Source organism: Marinobacter sp. MMG032 (assembly GCF_040112695.1).
Taxonomy (GTDB): Bacteria; Pseudomonadota; Gammaproteobacteria; order Pseudomonadales; family Oleiphilaceae; genus Marinobacter; species Marinobacter salsuginis.
Genome location: NZ_CP157802.1, coordinates 3,752,752 through 3,771,014, shown reverse-complemented (window position 1 = coordinate 3,771,014; position 18,263 = coordinate 3,752,752). Strand labels below are relative to the sequence as shown.

The following is an 18,263-nucleotide window of genomic DNA, read 5'->3' as shown; positions in this document are numbered from 1 at the left end:
AATTCAGTCCTTGCAGGCGATCAGCTTGCGCTCAAGCAAATAGTCGATCAGAGAGTCTACGCACTCGTCGACAGAATTCCGGGATGTGTCCAGCCGGATTTCCGGGTGCGAGGGAACTTCGTAGGGCGAATCGATCCCGGTAAAGTGCTTGATCTGGCCAGAACGGGCCTTGCGATAAAGCCCCTTCGGATCCCTTTCTTCACAGGTTTCCAGCGGCGTATCCATAAAAACCTCAATGAACTCGCCCGCCGGAAACAGTTTGCGGACCATTCTGCGATCACTGGTGAAGGGCGAAATAAAGGCGCTCATAACAATCAGCCCTGCATCGGCAAAGAGCTTGCACACCTCACCGACCCGGCGAATATTCTCTTCCCGATCATCGTCAGAAAAGCCCAGGTCACTGCACAACCCATGTCGAACATTATCGCCATCCAACAGAAACGTGTGGTAGCCGCGATTATGCAGGGCCACATCCAGGGCATTGGCGATCGTCGACTTGCCAGAACCACTCAAGCCGGTGAACCAGAGAAGACAGGGCTTCTGGTTTTTATTTTCAGAACGTTCGGCACGGGTGATCTTGTGGTCGTGCCAGACAATGTTATTTGCCATGGCTCTTCTCCTTTTTAAACCGGCTTGCAACCCCACTCAGGGTAATTTTCGCGGATAAACCGATTCAGGTTCCGCTCGGCCTCGGTATAGATCCGCTCGGTCGCCGCGCTGGCATCACCCAGGGCCTTATCGACCATGCCGGCCGCCACCGTCACATTCGTCAGCTTGTCGATCAGAATAAAACTGCCGGTGCCCGGATGATGCTGATAGTCCTCAACCACCACCGGCTCAGACAATTCCAAATCACACAGACCAATGGCATTCAGCTCAAGACCGCCCTCAGCATCTGGATAGCGCTCCAGGGTATTAACGTCAATCTCTTCAAGTACCTCGTTAACATAGCAATTGGTCACCCGTGTGCCGATCTTAATGCCGTATTCACGACCCGGCTTCAGCGCCTGCTCATTCATCCACACGATGTGAGCCGCAAAGCGGTTCCCCATGGCTGGCTGACTATTGGCATGCACCAGAAGATCACCGCGGGAAATATCCACCTCATCTTCCAGCGTTAACGTAATGGCATCACCCGGCCAGGCCCGCTCAACCTCGCCCTCGTAGGTATGGATTCCCTTGACCCGGGAGGTCTTTCCGGAAGGCAGTACCGCCACCTCATCGCCCTTATGAACCACACCGCTGGCAAGCGTTCCGCAGTAACCCCGGAAATCCAGATTCGGGCGGTTCACATACTGAACCGGGAAGCGCATGTCGGTCACATTCTGGTCTTCCAGAACCTCCACCTGCTCCAGGATGTTCATCAGAGTCTCGCCGCGATACCAGGGAGTCTGCTCGCTGCGATTCACCACGTTGTCGCCATTCAGAGCGGAAATCGGTACGTAGTAAACATCTTCCAGACCAAGACGGTCCGCCAGCTTCTGGTATTCCCTGCGGATGTTGTTGAACACCTCTTCCGAGAAATCCACCAGATCCATTTTATTGATAGCGACCACCACATGCTTGAGGCCAAGCAGGCTGACAATAAAACTGTGCCGGCGAGACTGGGTTAGCACACCCTTACGGGCATCTATCATGACCACCGCCAGATCACAGGTAGAGGCACCCGTCGCCATATTACGGGTGTACTGCTCATGGCCCGGGCAATCAGCAATGATAAACTTACGCTTATCGGTGGAAAAATAACGATAGGCAACATCAATGGTTATGCCCTGCTCCCGCTCGGAAGCCAGGCCATCCACCAGCAGGGCAAGATCCAGCGCTTCGCCGGCATTGCCTTGTCGCTCGCTGTCCTTGTGCAAGGCTGCCAGGTGGTCCTCAAAAATGAGCTTGGAATCGAACAACAGGCGGCCAATCAGCGTGGACTTGCCGTCATCAACGCTGCCACAGGTCAGAAAACGCTGCAGGTCCTTGTTCTCGTGTTGGTCCAGATACGCAAGGATATCGGATTCAATCAATTCGGAAGCGTGAGACATCAGAAATACCCTTCGCGTTTTTTCTGTTCCATGGAGGCTGCGGAGTCATGATCGATTACCCGACCCTGGCGCTCTGAAGTCTTGGTCAACAGCATTTCCTGAATAATCTCCGGCAAAGTCGACGCCGTGGATTCAACCGCACCGGTCAGGGGGTAACACCCGAGCGTACGGAACCGCACCATCTTCATTTCCGGCGTTTCGCCCGGCTCCAGAGGCATGCGATCATCATCCACCATGATCAGGGTGCCGTCCCGCTCAACCACGGGCCGTTCTGCCGCGTAATACAACGGAACAATGTCGATGTTTTCCAGATAGATGTACTGCCAGATGTCCAGCTCCGTCCAGTTGGACAGCGGGAACACCCGGATGCTTTCGCCCTTGTTCACCTTACCGTTGTAAAGATTCCACAACTCCGGACGCTGGTTTTTCGGATCCCAACGGTGGAACTTGTCACGGAACGAATACACCCGCTCCTTGGCGCGGGATTTCTCCTCATCGCGGCGGGCCCCGCCGAAGGCAGCATCAAAGCCATACTGGTCCAGCGCCTGCTTCAGGGCCTGGGTTTTCATCACATCCGTGTGCTTGGCGCTGCCATGAGTGAAAGGCCCAATGCCCTGGGCCATACCTTCCTGGTTGGTATGCACAATCAACTTAAGGCCGAGTCGCTCGGTCAATTCGTCCCGAAACTTGATCATCTCCCGGAATTTCCAGGTGGTATCCACATGCATTAATGGAAACGGCGGTTTACCCGGCGCAAAGGCTTTCATGGCGAGGTGGAGCATCACCGCCGAATCCTTGCCGATCGAATACAGCATCACCGGGTTATCAAACTCGGCGGCCACTTCACGAATGATGTGGATAGACTCAGCTTCGAGTTGCTTCAGGTGAGTTTTTTTAGGCATTGCATCCATGGGTCAAGTCCTCGGAATTAGGGGCCGTACTTTTTGGCCAGGCTCGCGAACAACCCCATCGCCTGCGCAAGCGTTGCTTTTTCAGGCTCTCGCCATTCTTCACCGACGTCTGGAAGAGGTTCATAAAATAACTGTCCGTCTTCCCTTCCTAAAAACCGCTTTGCAATCTCTGCATACGACGGCTCAAACCTCTGAATAAGCGCCAGTCTTTGCTCCGGCGACAGAGCAAATCGCTTCTTATCGTTCTTTGTAATCTCCGCTACGGCATGAACGGCCGCAGCCTTATGAGGTATCGATATCCCTTTCTGCCGATTAACCGAATCGACGAAATCCAGAACCCTAACCGATAAAGAAGCATTGAGATTCTGCCCTTCACCATGTGGACGACCTTCGGGGTCTACACCCAGTATTTTCAGAAAATCTGAAATCAAATCTTTGTTGTAGAATTGGGGCTTTTCGAACGGTCTCACAACTATTGAATCCTCACCAAAGTGCTCCGCCCATTCTCTGACAGAATCCAAATAATCAAACTTCTGTTTTCCCCGATTCAGCTGATAATCGAGGTATGACTGAGCCCCTTTTTCCCAAGGAGGATTCAAAGCCGTCTTAACCGCTTGGTTATACAAAGATTCAAACCACAAATCATGGCGACGAAAATAGACTACAACCTTTACTCTAAGGAAGGTCTGAATAACTGCTGATATTTGCCCATCTTGGGTTTAAACGGCAAAAAATCGAAGATTCAGACACTATTTTCCCTTTATTTGTGTGTTTTTTGCCCGTTTCCCGCCATTTTGGCGGAAAACAGGCGCACTGGCCCTACGCCAGCATGTATTTTTCACCGATCAGCAGGTTGCTAAACGCGGCCAGCAAATGCAACCGGTTGCTGTTCTTGGCAAGGCCGCGATAGCGGACCTTGCCATAACCAAAGACCCGCTTGATGTACCGGAAGGGATGCTCGACCTTGGCACGAACACTGGCTTTGATCTTCTCTGCTTTCAGTTTGTCGGCATCCAGCGTCTTCCGGGTGCCAGGCCGTTTGGCAATGAACCAGGAGACGTTTTTGCGGTGCTTATGCTCATCCCGCTTCTGAATGCCAAGGTAACCGGCGTCGCCGAAGACTCGTTGCTCTTCACCATGCAGCAGCTTGTCGGTGGGCACGATGTCGTGAACATTGGCAGCGGTGGTATCAATGCTATGAATCAGACCGAACGTGTCGTCGACACCAATGTGCATTTTCATGCCGAAGTGCCATTCGTTGCCCTTTCTGGTCTGGTGCATCTCCGGATCACGCTTGCCAGTTTGGTTCTTGGTGGAGCTGGGAGCAGAGATGATGGTGGCATCTACGATGCTTCCTTCACGCAACATCAAGCCGTTTTTCTCCAGGTGTTTGTTCACCTCTTTAAACAGCGCCTTGCCAAGACCGTGCTGCTCCAGGAAATGCCGGAAGTTGAGAATCGTCGTCTCATCTGGCAAACGGTCCAGCTTCAGACCCGCGAAGTGCCGCATGGATTCGATCTCGTACAGCGCGTCTTCCATGGCCGGATCGCTCAAGTTATAGAACAACTGCATGCAGTGAACCCGCAGCATGGCAGGCAGCGGATAAGGGGGCCGTCCGTTCCGGCCCTTCGGGTAATAACGGGCTACCTTCTTCTCCAACTGCTTCCACGGAATCAGCTTGTCCATCCGTTCCAGAAAGATCTCGCGACGGGTCTTGCGCTTCTTGGTCTGGTATTCGGCTTCGGAGAAGGTGATCTGATCCATGCTGGCAACGATCCTATGCGATTGACGATGGCCGTATTATCGCTGATTTTGGAGACTTATTCAGAGCCTCCTTAGAAAAGCAGTACTTCACAAAGCTGTCAGGTGTCTAGGATATTGGGGCTTGCCACACTGCGAAATCGAAGGGGGTATCGATGAAGCAGGTTATCAAGAATCTCCATCGGCAAATCGGTCTTCCAGTACGTTAATAAAACGTTGGTCTCAGTTAGCCACAAAAACGTGTTCGATGCCATGACGAACAAAGACTGATCATGTTCGCGGCGCATACATTGTACTCGCCAATTACAGAAAGCTAAGGAAGGTCTGAATAACCGTCGATTTTCACCAGCATCCGTTTGAGCCAGCAGAAAACGGAAAATTCAGACGCAACTCTCCATTTATTTGTATGTTTTCTGCCCGTTTCCCGCCATTTTGGCGGAAAATAGGCACACTGCCCCTATGCCAGCAGGTATTTTTCACCGATTAACAGATTACTGAACGCGGCCAACAAGTGCAGCCGGTTGGTGTTTTTCGACAGGCCGCGATAGCGAACCTTGTTGTAGCCGAACACCTGCTTGATGTACCGGAACGGATGTTCCACTTTTGAGGGGATGCTGGCTTTGATTTTCTCGGCTTTCAGCTTGTCAGCATTCAGGGCCTTCCGTGAACCCGGGCGCTTGGCGATGAACCAAGACACATTTTTACGGTGCTTGTGCTCGCCTCGCTTTTGTATGCCGAGGTAGCCGGCATCACCAAAGACTCGGCGCTCTTCACCGTGCAGCAGTTTGCCGGAAGGCACAATGTCATGGACATTGGCAGCAGTGGTGTCGATGCTATGGATAAGGCCCAGTGTGTCGTCGACGCCAATGTGCATCTTCATGCCGAACTGCCATTCGTTGCCCTTTCGGGTTTGGTGCATCTCCGGATCGCGCTTGCCAGAACTGTTCTTTGTGGAGCTGGACGCAGAGATGATGGTGGCATCAACAATGCTGCCTTCACGCAGCATCAGGCCGTTTTTCTCCAGGTGCTTGTTCACCTCTTTGAACAGCACCTTGCCGAGACCATGCTGCTCCAGAAAATGACGGAACTTAAGGATCGTTGTTTCGTCTGGCAGACGATCGAGCTTCAGGCCAGCGAACTGGCGCATGGATTCGATCTCGTACAATGCATCTTCCATGGCCGGATCGCTGAGGTTATAGAACAACTGCATGCAGTGAACGCGCAGCATGGCAGACAAAGGATAGGGAGGCCGTCCGTTCTGGCCCTTGGGGTAATAACGGGCTACCTTCTTTTCCAGCTGCTTCCACGGAATCAGCTTGTCCATCCGTTCCAGAAAGATCTCGCGGCGGGTTTTGCGCTTTTTGGTCTGGTACTCGGCTTCGGAGAAGGTGATCTGATCCATGGTGGCAACGATCCTATGCGGTTGACGACGGCCGTATTATCGCTGATTTTGGGGACTTATTCAGAGTCTCCCTAAAGCCTTTCAGAAGCTGTTTCAGCTCTTCAAAGTTTCCGCTCAACATGAAGTACTCAGAGCTTAAAACAACTTTTTCTTCCTCGGAATTCTCAATTATTTTCCTGAGCTTATTGAGGGAGAATCTTTTTTTCGAACTCAACTTTGGTCCGAACCCCAGACTCTCGCTCAATTCATAGTGAGCATTGTCATGAATTCCAAACTGGGGATAGAGAACACCGTTTTGGCGGAGCCAATCCAGATTCTTATTTAGAAAATTCTGTATCGAAGTACTTCCGGTTTTATTGGCCCCGATATGCAAAAAAATCTCTTTCATAAATTACTCGTTTAAAATCAACAACGATTTGCACACAAGTTCAGTCTTGCAGCGGCTTGCGCGTCAGAAAACGTTTGACGCGACGCTGAATAGAAATTGGTACAAGCTTCGCCAAGGCACTGCCAAAACGTGTTTGAAGAACGCCAACCAATACCCGGAACAATTTTTCCCGCCTGCCCATCAGCACATCTGTCTTTTGCGCGTTGGCCAGACTGTGATCCATGAACTGCATCGGAAGATCAGGCACTGAATCTGGCACTAATAACCCATCAAGGTATCTGTGCTCATAGAATTCTTCATCAGAGGGCGCCCGATACGCTTCCGGAACGGCAGTGTCCGTGATTTTCTCGAAGCTTACAGCAGCTTTCTTCCAGAACTTCGTCCAGGCCGAGGCTGACTGGAAATCCGGAAACAGAACCGTCGAAGCTCGTCCGGCGAGGCGCTCCGGGAAGGCCCCGATCTCAGATGCCACAACGGGAAGGCCCAGCTGAAGCGCGAGGCTCAGGGTATAGCTATAGGTTTCCGCGCACTGGGCGGGGAACCAGATGACGTGAGGATCAATCCCTTTCACCAGCGCCGCAGCTTCCTCTTCCCGGTAGGCACCATGGGTGATAACAGCTTTGTCCAGGGCCCGGTAGGCATAACCGAGCAAGTGAAACTCAATAGCTGACCTTGACGCTTCGCTTGCCACCTGCTCCAGTATATCGGCCCCCTTTTCTGGGCTCAGGGCACCTATAACCAGCACTCTGACTGTCCGTTCAGGTTGCACGCTTTCAACGTCAGCTTTCAGATCCCGCGAGTCCATGTGGTGCGTCACCACCCAGTTCGAGAGATACGCAAATTCGCTGATCGAAGCCAAGCGGCGGTGCATGTCCTCTGAGGGGCAGATCAGGTAACGGGCCTGCTCCAGAAGGAACAGCTGATTCTTGCGCCATTGGCTCGCGGAGACTCCCTCCGGGAGAGGGAATCGCTCGGCACATCGAGCGTCACGATCTTCCTCATCACCCACAAATCGGCCCTGCTGATCAAGCAGGGAGGGGTTACCGTTAACAATGGCGTAGTCGTGCAATGTGTAATCGAGCGTTACCGAGAGGTCCCTGGCCAGCCCCCACAAGCGGGTAGGAAGGCCCATCGTGTGATGGATATGAACGTGCCCTGCACCGGCAGCCTGCAGCACCTCCAGCAACTGGGGGTACTCCTCCTCCATCCGGAAATCCATATACAACGGCGCGCTTTCCGGGGCCAGGTGAAGTCGAATACACCCCCCGGCTACCGGTTCAATGAGCAGGTAATTCAAGCCCGGGTGTTCCCGGATAAGCTCTTTGATGTGGGTGTACACCCCGCCACCCATACCGTGGGCCATCAAAACTACTTTCGGCTGGGCACTCGCCCCAAGCATTGCGATGAATGCGGCGGTTCGCCAGCCCTTGGCTGGGTCACTCTGAATAAAGCTCTGCACGTCTGCATTGTACGCGGGGTAGCGATTTAGAAGCGCATTTAGGTTTTCTTCCTTGCGGGGATTGGACTCTTCCGCAAAGCTTACTGCGCCCTTGTGATACACAAACACATTCAGGGCGTGCAGGTTTTGCCAGCCATTCTTGATGGCCCGCTGACACCAGTCGTTTTCCTCACCGTAGCCCCGGCCAAAGACTTCTTCATCGAACAGACCGATCGCGTCCATGGAATCCCGGCGCATATACATGCAACAGCCAACACCGGTGGGAATTTCCACGGCCATGTTGGCAGGCACAGTGCCACGGAACACTTCGTCAAGGGATTGAACATCAAAGCCAGAAGGCAGCTCGTTGTCCTCGCAGAACACAGGAAAACTGCAAATCGTTGCATTATTTGCCGTGGCGGTTACTGTAGTAGCCCCCAATTAAACCGGACACCTTGGTAGAAGCAAAGGCCTAGGCATAGACCTAGTGCAAAGGAGTGTCCAAGGTGGAGAGAATCGAAGTCATAACCGGAGTGCAGCGCCGTCGCCGGTATTCCGCGCAGGAGAAAGCATTCATGGTTGCAGAGTGTGAGCAGCCAGGCATGTCGGTATCGCTTGTAGCCCGGCGTCATGGTATATCAGCAAGTCTGTTGTTCCGTTGGAAGAAGCTGATGAAAGACGGTGGCATGTCCGCGATTGAATCCGGTGATGAGGTTGTAAGCGCATCCGAGGTCAAAGCCCTGAAAAAGAAGGTTCGGGAGCTGGAGCGGATGTTGGGCCGCAAGACGATGGAAGCTGAAATACTCCGGGAAGCCCTGGAGGTGGCTCAGTCAAAAAAGTTGATCTCGCGCATGCCGTTGCTGCCACCGGACGATACCCTCTGAAGCGGGTTGCGGAAGTGCTGAAGGTATCGCGCTCCAATCTTCTGGATCGCCTTCATGGTCGCCAGAAAGGCCGAAGCCCGAGATACAGCAAACAAGACGATGACCGGCATTTGCCGTTTATCCGTGAGCTGTGCGAGGCCCGTGCTGCCAATGGCTATCGAAGGATCACGGCTCGACTGAATCGGTTGCTCGCAGCCAACGATGAGCGAGTAAACCACAAGCGCGTGTACCGACTGATGAAGCAGGATGGGCTGCTGTTACCCCGGTATACAGGGCGACCTCAAGAGCGCTGCCACAATGGCCAGGTTATTACGTTGAAGCCGGACCTTCGTTGGTGCTCAGATGGCTTTGAGATCCGCTGCTGGAACAAGGAGGTTGTCCGCGTAGCCTTCAGCCTGGACTGCTGTGATCGCGAGCTGATGCGCTATGTAGCGACTACTGGTGGCATCACCGGTGAGATGGTTCAAGACCTGCTGCTGGAAAGCTTGGAATACCGGTTCGGCCAGTCAGAGCGAGTGCCTCATCCGCTGGAATGGCTGACGGACAATGGCAGTTGCTACATTGCCAAAGAAACGCGAGCCTTCGCGTCCTCTCTGGGCTTTGTCGTGTGTACCACACCGGTGAGAAGCCCTCAGAGCAACGGCATGGCTGAGGCCTTCGTGAAGACGTTTAAGCGCGACTATGTGTACTTGAACGATCTCCCTGATGCCGCCACGGTGATGGCCAGGTTGCCGGAATGGGTCGAAGACTATAACCGCAGCCACCCGCACAAGGGGCTGAAAATGAAATCGCCCTGGGAGTACCGGGCGGAACTGGCATCAAACGAATGAGGTGGTGTCCGGTTTAGCGGGGGCAACTACAGCTGCAGACCGGTCAGGCAGCCGAGGGGCTTAACCTTATCCGGGATCTTGAACAGGCCTATGCCGGCATTCCGGATTTCGATTATTTGTACGGTCTGGCCGCAATAGCAATGTGAAACAGGCCGCAGGGTTACAGGCGGTTACGAAGAGAAGCTTTCTATTTTTAGTAACTTGGGTAACTGTATGTAGCGAGGCACAACACATGATGCGCCCAAGGGATTCACATCGAATACAAGGAGATTTCATGCTCATCAATACCAAAGCTCACCTCAAGAACCACCTGGCAACAACGACACTTCTGACTTCCTCTATCCTTCTGGCCGCGTGTGGGGGCTCGTCCTCCTCAGGCTCCGATACCTCCAATCAAACGGAAACGGTAACGCTATCCGGCACGGCAGCCATTGGGGCGGCAATCACCAATGCGTCTGTTTCCGCGAGGTGTGAGGATGGCTCGGGCTTTATTGAAAGCGTGATGACGGACAACAGTGGCCGTTTTGAAGGCAAGGTAGAAGAAGGCGCTCTGCCCTGCGCCCTGAATGTCCGGGATTCGGATGGGACCGCTTACCACAGTCTTGCGACTGCCGCTGGCACCACCAACATAACCCCTCTGACAGACCTTGCGATCGCGCTTTCCGGCGAAGACCCTGCGCAGTGGTTTGAAGAAGGCGAGCTTGCGACCGTTGCGGGGGTAATAGAGCAAAGAGTGCAGGAACTACTGACGACGCTGGAGAATCTTGGCTATACCATTCCCGAGAATCTCGACCCGTTTCAGGGGTCCTTTGCCATTGGCGACAACCATGACCGTGTTCTTGATCAATTGCGAGATGCGCTTAACAGCTCCAACGTGCTACAGGGCTACCAGCAGCTTGTCTTACTCTTGAAAGACGGCAATCTCAATCAGCTTCCATCATTGCCAGAACAAGCGGAGGATCTGGAACCGAATCCCCAACCGTCTCCGGGCGACGACCATGACTCAACCGTCGAGAATTACAGCGCCTGCTACAACCCCGAACTTTACAGAACCGGTGCAGTAGAGGTGGGAATCTACAACGTCGATCCATCAGCGCAAGGAATCGCGCCGTTTGTGGAGACAAACACTCTCCGCGTTTTGGGTGAAACGACCTTCAATGGCCAATCAGTGAATGTTCGCGAATTCCACCAGGAAACCGCTCAAAGCTCTACGACCTTGTACTTCTACTTCACCCTTGACGCTGAAGCAGGCATTTATTCCGATTATGGATCTTCAGCCACAATCGCTGGTCAAGAATTCCAGTTCATTAATGAGCCTGCACTCGAAAACGTATTCGACATTGGACTGAACGAAACCCATCGCGACAGCTATACAACCACGGGAAATGGCACCTCAGCCGAGGCTCTGTATGAAAACACGTTCCTTGGAATTGAAACCGTCGAAGTTCCGGCCGGGACCATAGAGGCCTGCAAGATACGCACACGAGTGCTAGAAGATGGTGTTGAGGTTGCAGATGACATTCAGTGGGTTGGTGTTGGCACCGGCGTTTTGATCAAAGCCGTTTCGCCGGGCGATACGGGCGAGACCAATCCGATACTGGTTGTAGAACTGCAATCATCCACCCTTAACGGGCAATCTCTTTACTGATACCGGGGGCTTTTGCAGCACTGTCCCGAAGTCTCAAGCACAACCAGAGATGTGTCTATAAGTCGGACCTATGTCGAGTTGAACGGCTCCTCCATGGAGCCGTTTTTTTGCCCCCAAAGAAATGTAAAACCCTGCAAAATATTGAAAAAACAATCTTTTTCCAACATTCCTTTACACAACATCCTGCTAGGCTAGCTTCATTCTGATTCCCTCTGAGCCCGAGGTACCAATGCGGTTTTTTTGCCGTTCTGTCTTTCTTGCGCAATGCCTGTTGGCAGCTGGATCCATTCTCTCGCCGGCCAGCGCTGAGCCATCAACCTTTCTGGACGACCTCCAGCAGCTTTCCGGTTTGCTGCAGGCCAGTGAGACAGCCGAAGGCCTCAGTCTCGCCCGGGATCTTGAACAAGCCTATGCCGGCATTCCGGAATTCGACTATTTGTACGGTCTGGCCGCAATAGCAGAGAGGGATTACAACACCGCTTCGTTCGCCTTTGAGCGTATTCTGATTCTGCAACCGGACCATCACAGGGCGCGGCTGGAGTATGCCCGCAGCCAGTTTTACCTGGGCCATACAACCGAAGCTCGCCAACAGTTCAAAGCCGTTCTGGAGACAAATCCACCTGAGCAGGTGAGGCAGCGAGTTGAAGGCTTTCTGCAGGCGATAGACAACAAAGATTCTGAAAGCAATCATCAACTGGCACTCAACATCAACTATGGGCTGGGATACGACAGCAACGTCAACACGGCCACTGATTTGCCCACGCTGGATCTGTTTGGCTTGCGGTTCCTGATTCCAGATGCCAGTCGCGAGGCCGAAGACCCGTTCATGAGATGGGGTGGTGACGGGGAATATCAGTTCCGAATCTCTCAAACTCAGGCACTCTCTGCCGGATTAAGTTACGAGCGAAAAGACAACATAAACGAAGACCCATACGATATTTCCGATGCCGGTATCTTTACCGGTTACAGCCAGCAATTGGGCAATCATAGGCTGGCCGGCAAGCTCAAGTTCAGCCAGTACTGGCTTGATGAGCAACCGTTGGTTCGACTGGCCGGGCTTGACGGCCAATGGCAATATACCGCCGGCAAATCGCGCCCCTACGCCTTCCTCTCAGCCTCTGTGATCCGATACCCGGATAATGACTTTCAGGATCGGAATCAATACCTTGCCGGTCTCGGTTTTCAGCAGCTTTGGCGTTCAGCGTACATTGATGTTTCAGCCTATGGAGCTTATGAACCGGCACGGCAGGATGAGGCCAAAGCGCTTGGCCGTGACCATGCCGGCTTCAATGCCAAACTGGCCTGGCAATATGCCTCGGGCCAGACAATTGGCCTTGAAGCAGGCTATCTACACAGCCGCTACCATGAGCGAAACTTCCTTTTCGGTGAGACGCGGCAGGACGAAAAAGTTAACGCTGAGCTGTTCTGGGTTATTCAGGCGAGCCCCCGCCTGCAGCTGAAACTAAAGGCGGCATACAGAGATAATCATAGCTCTTTGAGCCTCTACAGTTACGACCAGGTAATTGCCGAGGCTGGCCTTGTTTACCGAATTTTCTGAGGTTGGGTATGGGTAAAACGATAATGGATATCAGGTTCTCCCTGCTGGCTGCACTTCTATTGTGCTGCACCTGGCCTGTTTACGCTCAGGCCGCAACTGCTCCCGCAGCCATAGTGATTGTTGCCTCCGGCTCGGTTCAGGCCCTCGGCGAAGAGGGGTTCAGGCCTTTAAAGCGCCGGTCGGAAGTGTTCGTGGGTGAGTCTGTGCTAACGGGCCCGGATGCCCGCACCCAGCTGCGTTTTTCTGATGGCGCGATTATTTCTCTGGAGAATGATTCCGAACTGTTGATTGAGGCCTATCAGCGGAATGAAGAGGAGCCGCAAAAGAGCAAGGCGCTCCTGAGAATGGTCACCGGCGGGCTACGCTCAATCACGGGCGCCATCGCTGATGATTACCCCGAAGGCTACGAGGTTGAAACTCCTCTCGCGAGTATTGGTGTAAGGGGTACGGACTTTCAGCTGAAACTGTCTGCCACGAAGCTTGCAGTGGCAGTGTGGGATGGTGCGGTCAATGTTTCCAATCAGGCGGGTTCTGCGGATATCGGCCCGACATTGCCTTTTCGGTTTGCTGTCGTTACTGATGCTTCAGTGGCCCCTGAAACCGTTCTGTCGGCACCGGCTGAATTCGGCGGGATCGGGACAGAGGGCGATTCAGACCGGGACGGAGAGTCTCCAGCGGAAGACGGTGAGAGCAACTCGCCGACGAGCGAGAGTGGACCGGCCGGCATAAATGATGGGGCCACCCTGTCAGACACTTTGGTTTCCGACAGTCTGCCTACACAGCAAGGCGTCAGTGTAGGCGAGCCTGTACCAACAATAGATCCTGACATGCCGGAGTGGTTTACTCCCAAACAGGGACGAGCAAATGCGACGCTGTTCACAACGCCCCAACTCAATGCGGATGGCGTGGTGACGCGATACTCGACCAATTCAGGACTAAGTGCAGCCCCTGCGAGCGGAAATGGCATCACCCTTTCTACTCAGGTTTCTGACACTCAGGACTCTGGCTACATCTTCGTTGATTGGCCAGCGTCTTCTGCCGTAAAAGCCCCCGGCTTTCCTGTTTACTGGGGCAGTTGGAATGGTACATCGGAAGTTCTGGAGTTTTTCAGTGGATCGCCAAATCCAGATGGCACCTATGATCTGGAAAGTTACGACGTGTACCCAAGCGGCCGGGACTTTGCGAATACAATGTGGTCCTACACGACAGTGGCGGCACTTGGCTTGAATGATATTTCCCAGGTTTTTCCCGGAACAACTACTCTGACGTTCAGTTCGGGCACCGGCTTTAACACTGGCCTCGTCCTCGATAGCCAGTTTTCAGATGGGGCATTGGATCCTGCTCGCTCGTTTATTGGTTTTGACCTCAACCTGAATACCGGCGAGGTCATTGAGAGTAGTGGAGGATATCAATTTACCGTAGTAGGCGGCGGCTTTGATCAGGTTTGGAGTTCAGGCAGGGGGGCCAGCGACATTGGCAGTGACCTAACTGGGCCAGCGCCTGAGCTAAGCTTCACACACATCAACACCTCTGTCGCCAACAGTGATGGCAGTATAAATGCAGAGATTCCGGCGGGCGGCATCACTCGAGGGCTCATCATCCCGAGTGACATTGATCCGGCACAGCTAGGCTTTCTTGGCAGTATCTCACTTTCGGCAAGAGATGCCGCTGGCACCCCCTTGAGCAGCGGCTATGTGACCTTCATTCTTGAGAGTCAGTAATCTGCGAGTTTGCCCGTCTGAATTATTTCGAGCTATGGATATAGGTCCCGTCCCAGTCAGCCGGGGGCGGGCTCAATTCCAACGCCTCAATCCGCTGGAGATATATCGAATAGAGCAGGTTCTCCCCCTCTGCAGCTTGCAGTTCTCTCCAAATCGCAGCTGCGGCGTTCCAGTGTTGCCGATAATAAGCTGCCAATGCCGAGTGGTGCTTTTCGCAGGCAACGAACACCTCTTCTCTCACCTCGCCTACTCTGCCCAGGGGCTCATAGACTTTCACCGGCTCACTCTTGCCTTTGACAATGATCTGATCCACCAGCCGAAAATGAATCCCGGTCGCTTGCTGCTTTGTCGCAGGACCAACTAACAACTTCGCACCGTAAAACTTGGTTATGCTCTCCAGCCGGGCCCCCAGATTCACAGCATCGCCAAGCACGGTATAGGCACGCCGGTAGTTTGAGCCCATATCACCCACACTCATGGTGCCGGTGTTGACGCCAATACCAATGTTGATTTCCGGCAATCCGTCGCGTCGAAAATCCTCTTTGAGTTTTTCTGTTATTTCCAGCATGGAAAGGGCTGCAAGAACCGCATGAGTGGCGTGATTTTCATCCTTGAGCGGGGCGCCCCAGAATGCCATCACCATATCACCCACGTATTTATCAACGGTGCCGTCGTGCTCGAAGATGGTCCTGGTGATGGGCGTGAAATATCGGTTGAGCATGGTTTTCAGCTCGCCGGCCGAGAGACTTTCAGAGATGGTGGTAAAGCTTCGTATATCCGAGAACAGAACGGTCATTTCGCGGGAATCGCCTGCAAAGTTGTAGGCTTCGGGGTCACGAAGCATAGCGTTAATGTGAGCCGCGGGAACGTATTCGCCGAACATTTTCTTGATGCGTTTGCGCCCCCTGTTCTCTCTCAACAGCTGCTCGAGCAGATTCACCAGCAGGATGACCATCGCGATTAAAAAAACCGGCGCCAGCGCAAGATCGAGGCCCTGCCGTGCCCAGAGCATGCCGTTGGCCAGAATAACTGCGGTGACTGCACCGAAAGCCAGCACAATCATGCCGATGGGGGGCAGCAGGGGAAGAAACAGAGAGAGGATCACGCCCACAAATACAGACGCGGCCAGCTCAGCCCCGGGTGCCCAATCCGGTCGATAAGGCAGGTTTTCGGTGAGAATACCCTCAAGAACCCGGGCATGAACGGTGGCTCCGGGCATTGCCGGGTTCACTGGCGTGCTTACCAGGTCGCCAAGGCCAATGGCGGAGGAGCCCACGATCACAAGCGCATTCTGCAATTCCACATGGCCTGTTCTGCCCGCAAGCACATCGGCTGCCGAGACCGTTTGGTAGCCAGGCTTGCCTTTCCGGTATGGAATCAGCAGATTGCCCTTGGCGTCGGTTGGTATTTCCATATCTGCAATTTCTATCGAGGTTAGCGCTGTGGCATTTCCGACTCGCGTGGTATTGAGGGTCAACTGATCTTCAAAAAGCAGCGTCTGAGCCATTGCTACTGTCAACGATGGGTAGAGCTTGTCACCAAAGGTTAAAACAGCCGGCGTTTTGCGAAGCAGGCCGTCCGGATCCGGAATGGTCGTTATAAACCCACCGGCAATCGCGGCAGACTGAAGAACCGGCAGATTCGCTGTCGCCGCAGGCATTTCGGTAACCAGAAATTCCGGGAGGCTGCTGACAGGTCTTGGGTATACCGGGTCGGGAAGCTGGCCCTTGAGAGGCGTGCCGGTTGTCGACTTGTCACGGTGCAGCAGAAAGCCAAGTACAAAATCCCCCTCTGAGAGAACGCGAGCCAGTCGCTCATCTGCATCCAACTCCTTCTCCAGCTGCTGCAAACGGTCTGCCACAGGGGCTGGCACGGAGCCAAGGGCTTCACCAATCTGGCGAACCGGGTTTATTTCCGGTTCCGAGAACATTACGTCAAACCCGATAACGAGACTCCCCTCCTCCAAAAGCCCTCTGGAGAGCTCAGCAATCGTCGAGCGGCTCCACGGCCAGCGCCCGACGGTTTCGAGGCTTTGTTCATCCACATCAACGAAAACAATAGGGTAAGACGAGGCCTGTTGGGGAAAATCCACAAAAGCAAGGCGAAGGTCGTAAACCAGGGAATTCACTCGCTGGAGCACTCTTGCAGTGCCCTCGGTAGGCGCCAGCTGCGTCGCAATCCCCGCAAGGGTCAATAGCAACCCGATGGTAATGGGCAACAGCCTCTGACCTATCCGACGAATGCTATTTCTCAAGGTTTTGGGATCCCAATCGTTAAAGAATTACAAACCTGCGGGGGAAACTTTCGTTGTGTAACGAATTCTGACACATAAGCTACCTCGCGCTGGCTGGAGTGTGCCACAATTGGCTACGTTTGGCCTCCAAATCACTAACAAAACAAAGTTCTACGCACGGAGTTCGTTTGAATGGAAGACCGGCCAGTTTGGTACGCGGCAGCAGGCGAATCTATTTTTTCACAAGGCGGCCAGGGCAAAACAGCATTCCTGATCGAATCCGGGGAAGTTGAGATATCCACCACAAAAAATGGCCGCAAATTGGTGATATCAAGGCTGGGACCCGGCGAAATCTTCGGGGAGCTTGCGCTGTTCAGTGACCAACCAAGGAGCGCCTCGGCCAAGGCAACCTGCGACTCCGAACTTGCCATCATCACACCAGAAACACTTCGCTCAGCCATTAACTCCGCAGACCCGGTACTGGCTTCTTTAATCCGCTGCAATCTTGGTCGATTTGCTTGGACCCAGCGCTACATGCTCCAACACGCAGCGCCCAGCCACTCGGTGCTGGCCCTGGACAGTGTTGCGGCAAGCGAGAGACAAACTGAAATTGAGATCTCGACGGGTATTGCCGAAAGCCAATTCCGCAATTTTTATCAACCGATCTTCAGCTCCGAAACGGGAGAGATAGCCGGTTTCGAAGCATTGCTGCGTTGGTATCATCCTACGCGGGGGCTGGTTACCCCAGGCAGCTTTGTAAACGTTGCCGAGCAAACGGGACAAATCATTGAGCTGGGCAGTTTTGCATTGCGTGAAGCTCTAAAAGATCTTCGACGGTTTCAGGACCGTTTGGATAATTCCGGCGGCAAGGAGAGTTCTTCTCCTTTGTTTATGAGCGTCAACCTCTCGGTTCGCCAACTACTGGAGCCGCGGGAGATTGACCGGCTTGTGGAGATAGTGCGGGATTCGGGTGTGGCGCCGGAGCTCATCAAGCTTGAGATTACCGAGTCCCTTCTGGTGGACGACCCCGCCCATGCGCCCCTGGCTCTGGAACACATCCGAAGCACCGGTGTGAAGCTCGCCATCGACGATTTTGGTACCGGTTACTCGAGCTTGAGTTACCTCCATCTCTACCCGCTGGACACACTCAAAATAGACCGTTCTTTTGTGCAGGGAGTCCGGAAAGAACCGCGCCGAATGCGTATTCTTAGAGCCATTGTGCATCTTGCCCGGGACCTTGGGTTTTCTGTAGTGGCAGAAGGTATCGAAACCGAGGATGAGTTACAGGCAATCAGGGAGCTGGAATGCGATCTGCTGCAGGGCTTTTTGCTCTCAAAGCCCATACCTGCAGAGCTCATTCTCACGCGGTTACAGCGCGGTTCATTTAGCTTGCCTTTCTGGAAAAAAGAACTGATATAAAAGGGACAACGTGTGACCGGTTCAGAATCAGTTT

General features: G+C 53.5%; 13 protein-coding genes. 5 read left to right on the top strand and 8 right to left on the bottom strand.

Annotated features, from left to right (window positions below; all coding sequences use genetic code 11):
• Positions 1 to 3: 3 nt before the first annotated feature.
• The 7 genes from cysC to ABNF92_RS17280 all read right to left on the bottom strand — a co-directional run bounded on the left by cysC (position 4) and on the right by ABNF92_RS17280 (position 8,377).
• A complete protein-coding gene (gene cysC / locus ABNF92_RS17310) occupies positions 4 to 609 on the bottom strand; it encodes an adenylyl-sulfate kinase (protein WP_349342844.1) in 606 nt (201 codons plus the stop codon).
• 14 nt (positions 610 to 623) lie between these two features.
• Entirely contained in the window at positions 624 to 2,036 is a 1,413-nt protein-coding gene (gene cysN, locus ABNF92_RS17305; protein ID WP_349342843.1) for a sulfate adenylyltransferase subunit CysN, read from the bottom strand.
• On the bottom strand, positions 2,036 to 2,938 hold the full coding sequence (gene cysD, locus ABNF92_RS17300) for a sulfate adenylyltransferase subunit CysD (RefSeq protein WP_349344111.1): 903 nt from the start codon (positions 2,936 to 2,938) through the stop codon (positions 2,036 to 2,038). Before cysD ends, cysN begins: the two co-directional genes overlap by 1 nt.
• A 26-nt stretch (positions 2,939 to 2,964) precedes the next feature.
• Positions 2,965 to 3,573 (bottom strand): hypothetical protein, encoded by a 609-nt coding sequence (locus tag ABNF92_RS17295; protein ID WP_349342842.1) that lies wholly within the window; start codon positions 3,571 to 3,573, stop codon positions 2,965 to 2,967.
• A 193-nt stretch (positions 3,574 to 3,766) separates the two neighbouring features.
• Positions 3,767 to 4,711 (bottom strand): IS5 family transposase, encoded by a 945-nt coding sequence (locus ABNF92_RS17290; RefSeq protein WP_011784145.1) that lies wholly within the window; start codon positions 4,709 to 4,711, stop codon positions 3,767 to 3,769.
• A 454-nt stretch (positions 4,712 to 5,165) separates the two neighbouring features.
• Positions 5,166 to 6,110: an IS5 family transposase gene (locus ABNF92_RS17285; protein WP_011784144.1), complete on the bottom strand. Its 945-nt coding sequence runs from the start codon at positions 6,108 to 6,110 to the stop codon at positions 5,166 to 5,168.
• A gap of 428 nt (positions 6,111 to 6,538) precedes the next feature.
• Positions 6,539 to 8,377 carry a glycosyltransferase gene (locus tag ABNF92_RS17280; protein ID WP_349342841.1) on the bottom strand — a complete coding sequence of 613 codons (1,839 nt, stop codon included), beginning with the start codon at positions 8,375 to 8,377 and terminating at the stop codon, positions 6,539 to 6,541.
• A gap of 65 nt (positions 8,378 to 8,442) precedes the next feature.
• On the opposite strand from ABNF92_RS17280, the gene ABNF92_RS17275 reads away from it, so the two are divergent.
• The 4 genes from ABNF92_RS17275 to ABNF92_RS17260 all read left to right on the top strand — a co-directional run bounded on the left by ABNF92_RS17275 (position 8,443) and on the right by ABNF92_RS17260 (position 14,577).
• Positions 8,443 to 9,650, top strand: a protein-coding gene (locus ABNF92_RS17275) for an IS3-like element ISMaq2 family transposase (protein ID WP_349342663.1) whose coding sequence is annotated in 2 segments (ribosomal slippage) — positions 8,443 to 8,770 and positions 8,770 to 9,650 — 1,209 coding nt in all. Because the reading frame shifts where the segments join, the coding sequence is not laid out codon by codon here.
• Between the two features lie 142 nt (positions 9,651 to 9,792).
• A complete protein-coding gene (locus ABNF92_RS17270; protein WP_349342840.1) occupies positions 9,793 to 11,298 on the top strand; it encodes a hypothetical protein in 1,506 nt (501 codons plus the stop codon).
• 271 nt (positions 11,299 to 11,569) lie between these two features.
• The gene (locus tag ABNF92_RS17265) at positions 11,570 to 12,856 is read left to right on the top strand and encodes a tetratricopeptide repeat protein (protein ID WP_349342839.1); all 1,287 of its coding nucleotides are present in this window, start codon (positions 11,570 to 11,572) and stop codon (positions 12,854 to 12,856) included.
• Positions 12,857 to 12,879: 23 nt separating this feature from the next.
• A complete protein-coding gene (locus tag ABNF92_RS17260; protein WP_349342838.1) occupies positions 12,880 to 14,577 on the top strand; it encodes a FecR family protein in 1,698 nt (565 codons plus the stop codon).
• A gap of 22 nt (positions 14,578 to 14,599) precedes the next feature.
• On the opposite strand, the gene ABNF92_RS17255 is transcribed toward ABNF92_RS17260, so the two are convergent.
• Entirely contained in the window at positions 14,600 to 16,831 is a 2,232-nt protein-coding gene (locus tag ABNF92_RS17255) for an adenylate/guanylate cyclase domain-containing protein (RefSeq protein WP_349342837.1), read from the bottom strand.
• Positions 16,832 to 17,002: 171 nt separating this feature from the next.
• Here ABNF92_RS17255 and ABNF92_RS17250 point away from each other — a divergent pair, with 171 nt between their 5' ends.
• Complete coding sequence (locus ABNF92_RS17250; protein WP_349342836.1) at positions 17,003 to 18,229, top strand: EAL domain-containing protein; 1,227 nt, start codon at positions 17,003 to 17,005, stop codon at positions 18,227 to 18,229.
• The last annotated feature ends 34 nt before the right edge of the window (positions 18,230 to 18,263 follow it).

Bases quoted from the DNA above. Each gene is read 5' to 3' on its own strand.
- ABNF92_RS17260 (WP_349342838.1), top strand. From the start codon at position 12,880: ATGGATATCAGGTTCTCCCTGCTGGCTGCACTTCTATTGTGCTGCACC.
- ABNF92_RS17250 (WP_349342836.1), top strand. From the start codon at position 17,003: ATGGAAGACCGGCCAGTTTGGTACGCGGCAGCAGGCGAATCTATTTTT.
- cysC (WP_349342844.1), bottom strand. From the start codon at position 609: ATGGCAAATAACATTGTCTGGCACGACCACAAGATCACCCGTGCCGAA.
- ABNF92_RS17290 (WP_011784145.1), bottom strand. From the start codon at position 4,711: ATGGATCAGATCACCTTCTCCGAAGCCGAATACCAGACCAAGAAGCGC.
- cysD (WP_349344111.1), bottom strand. From the start codon at position 2,938: ATGCCTAAAAAAACTCACCTGAAGCAACTCGAAGCTGAGTCTATCCAC.
- cysN (WP_349342843.1), bottom strand. From the start codon at position 2,036: ATGTCTCACGCTTCCGAATTGATTGAATCCGATATCCTTGCGTATCTG.
- ABNF92_RS17285 (WP_011784144.1), bottom strand. From the start codon at position 6,110: ATGGATCAGATCACCTTCTCCGAAGCCGAGTACCAGACCAAAAAGCGC.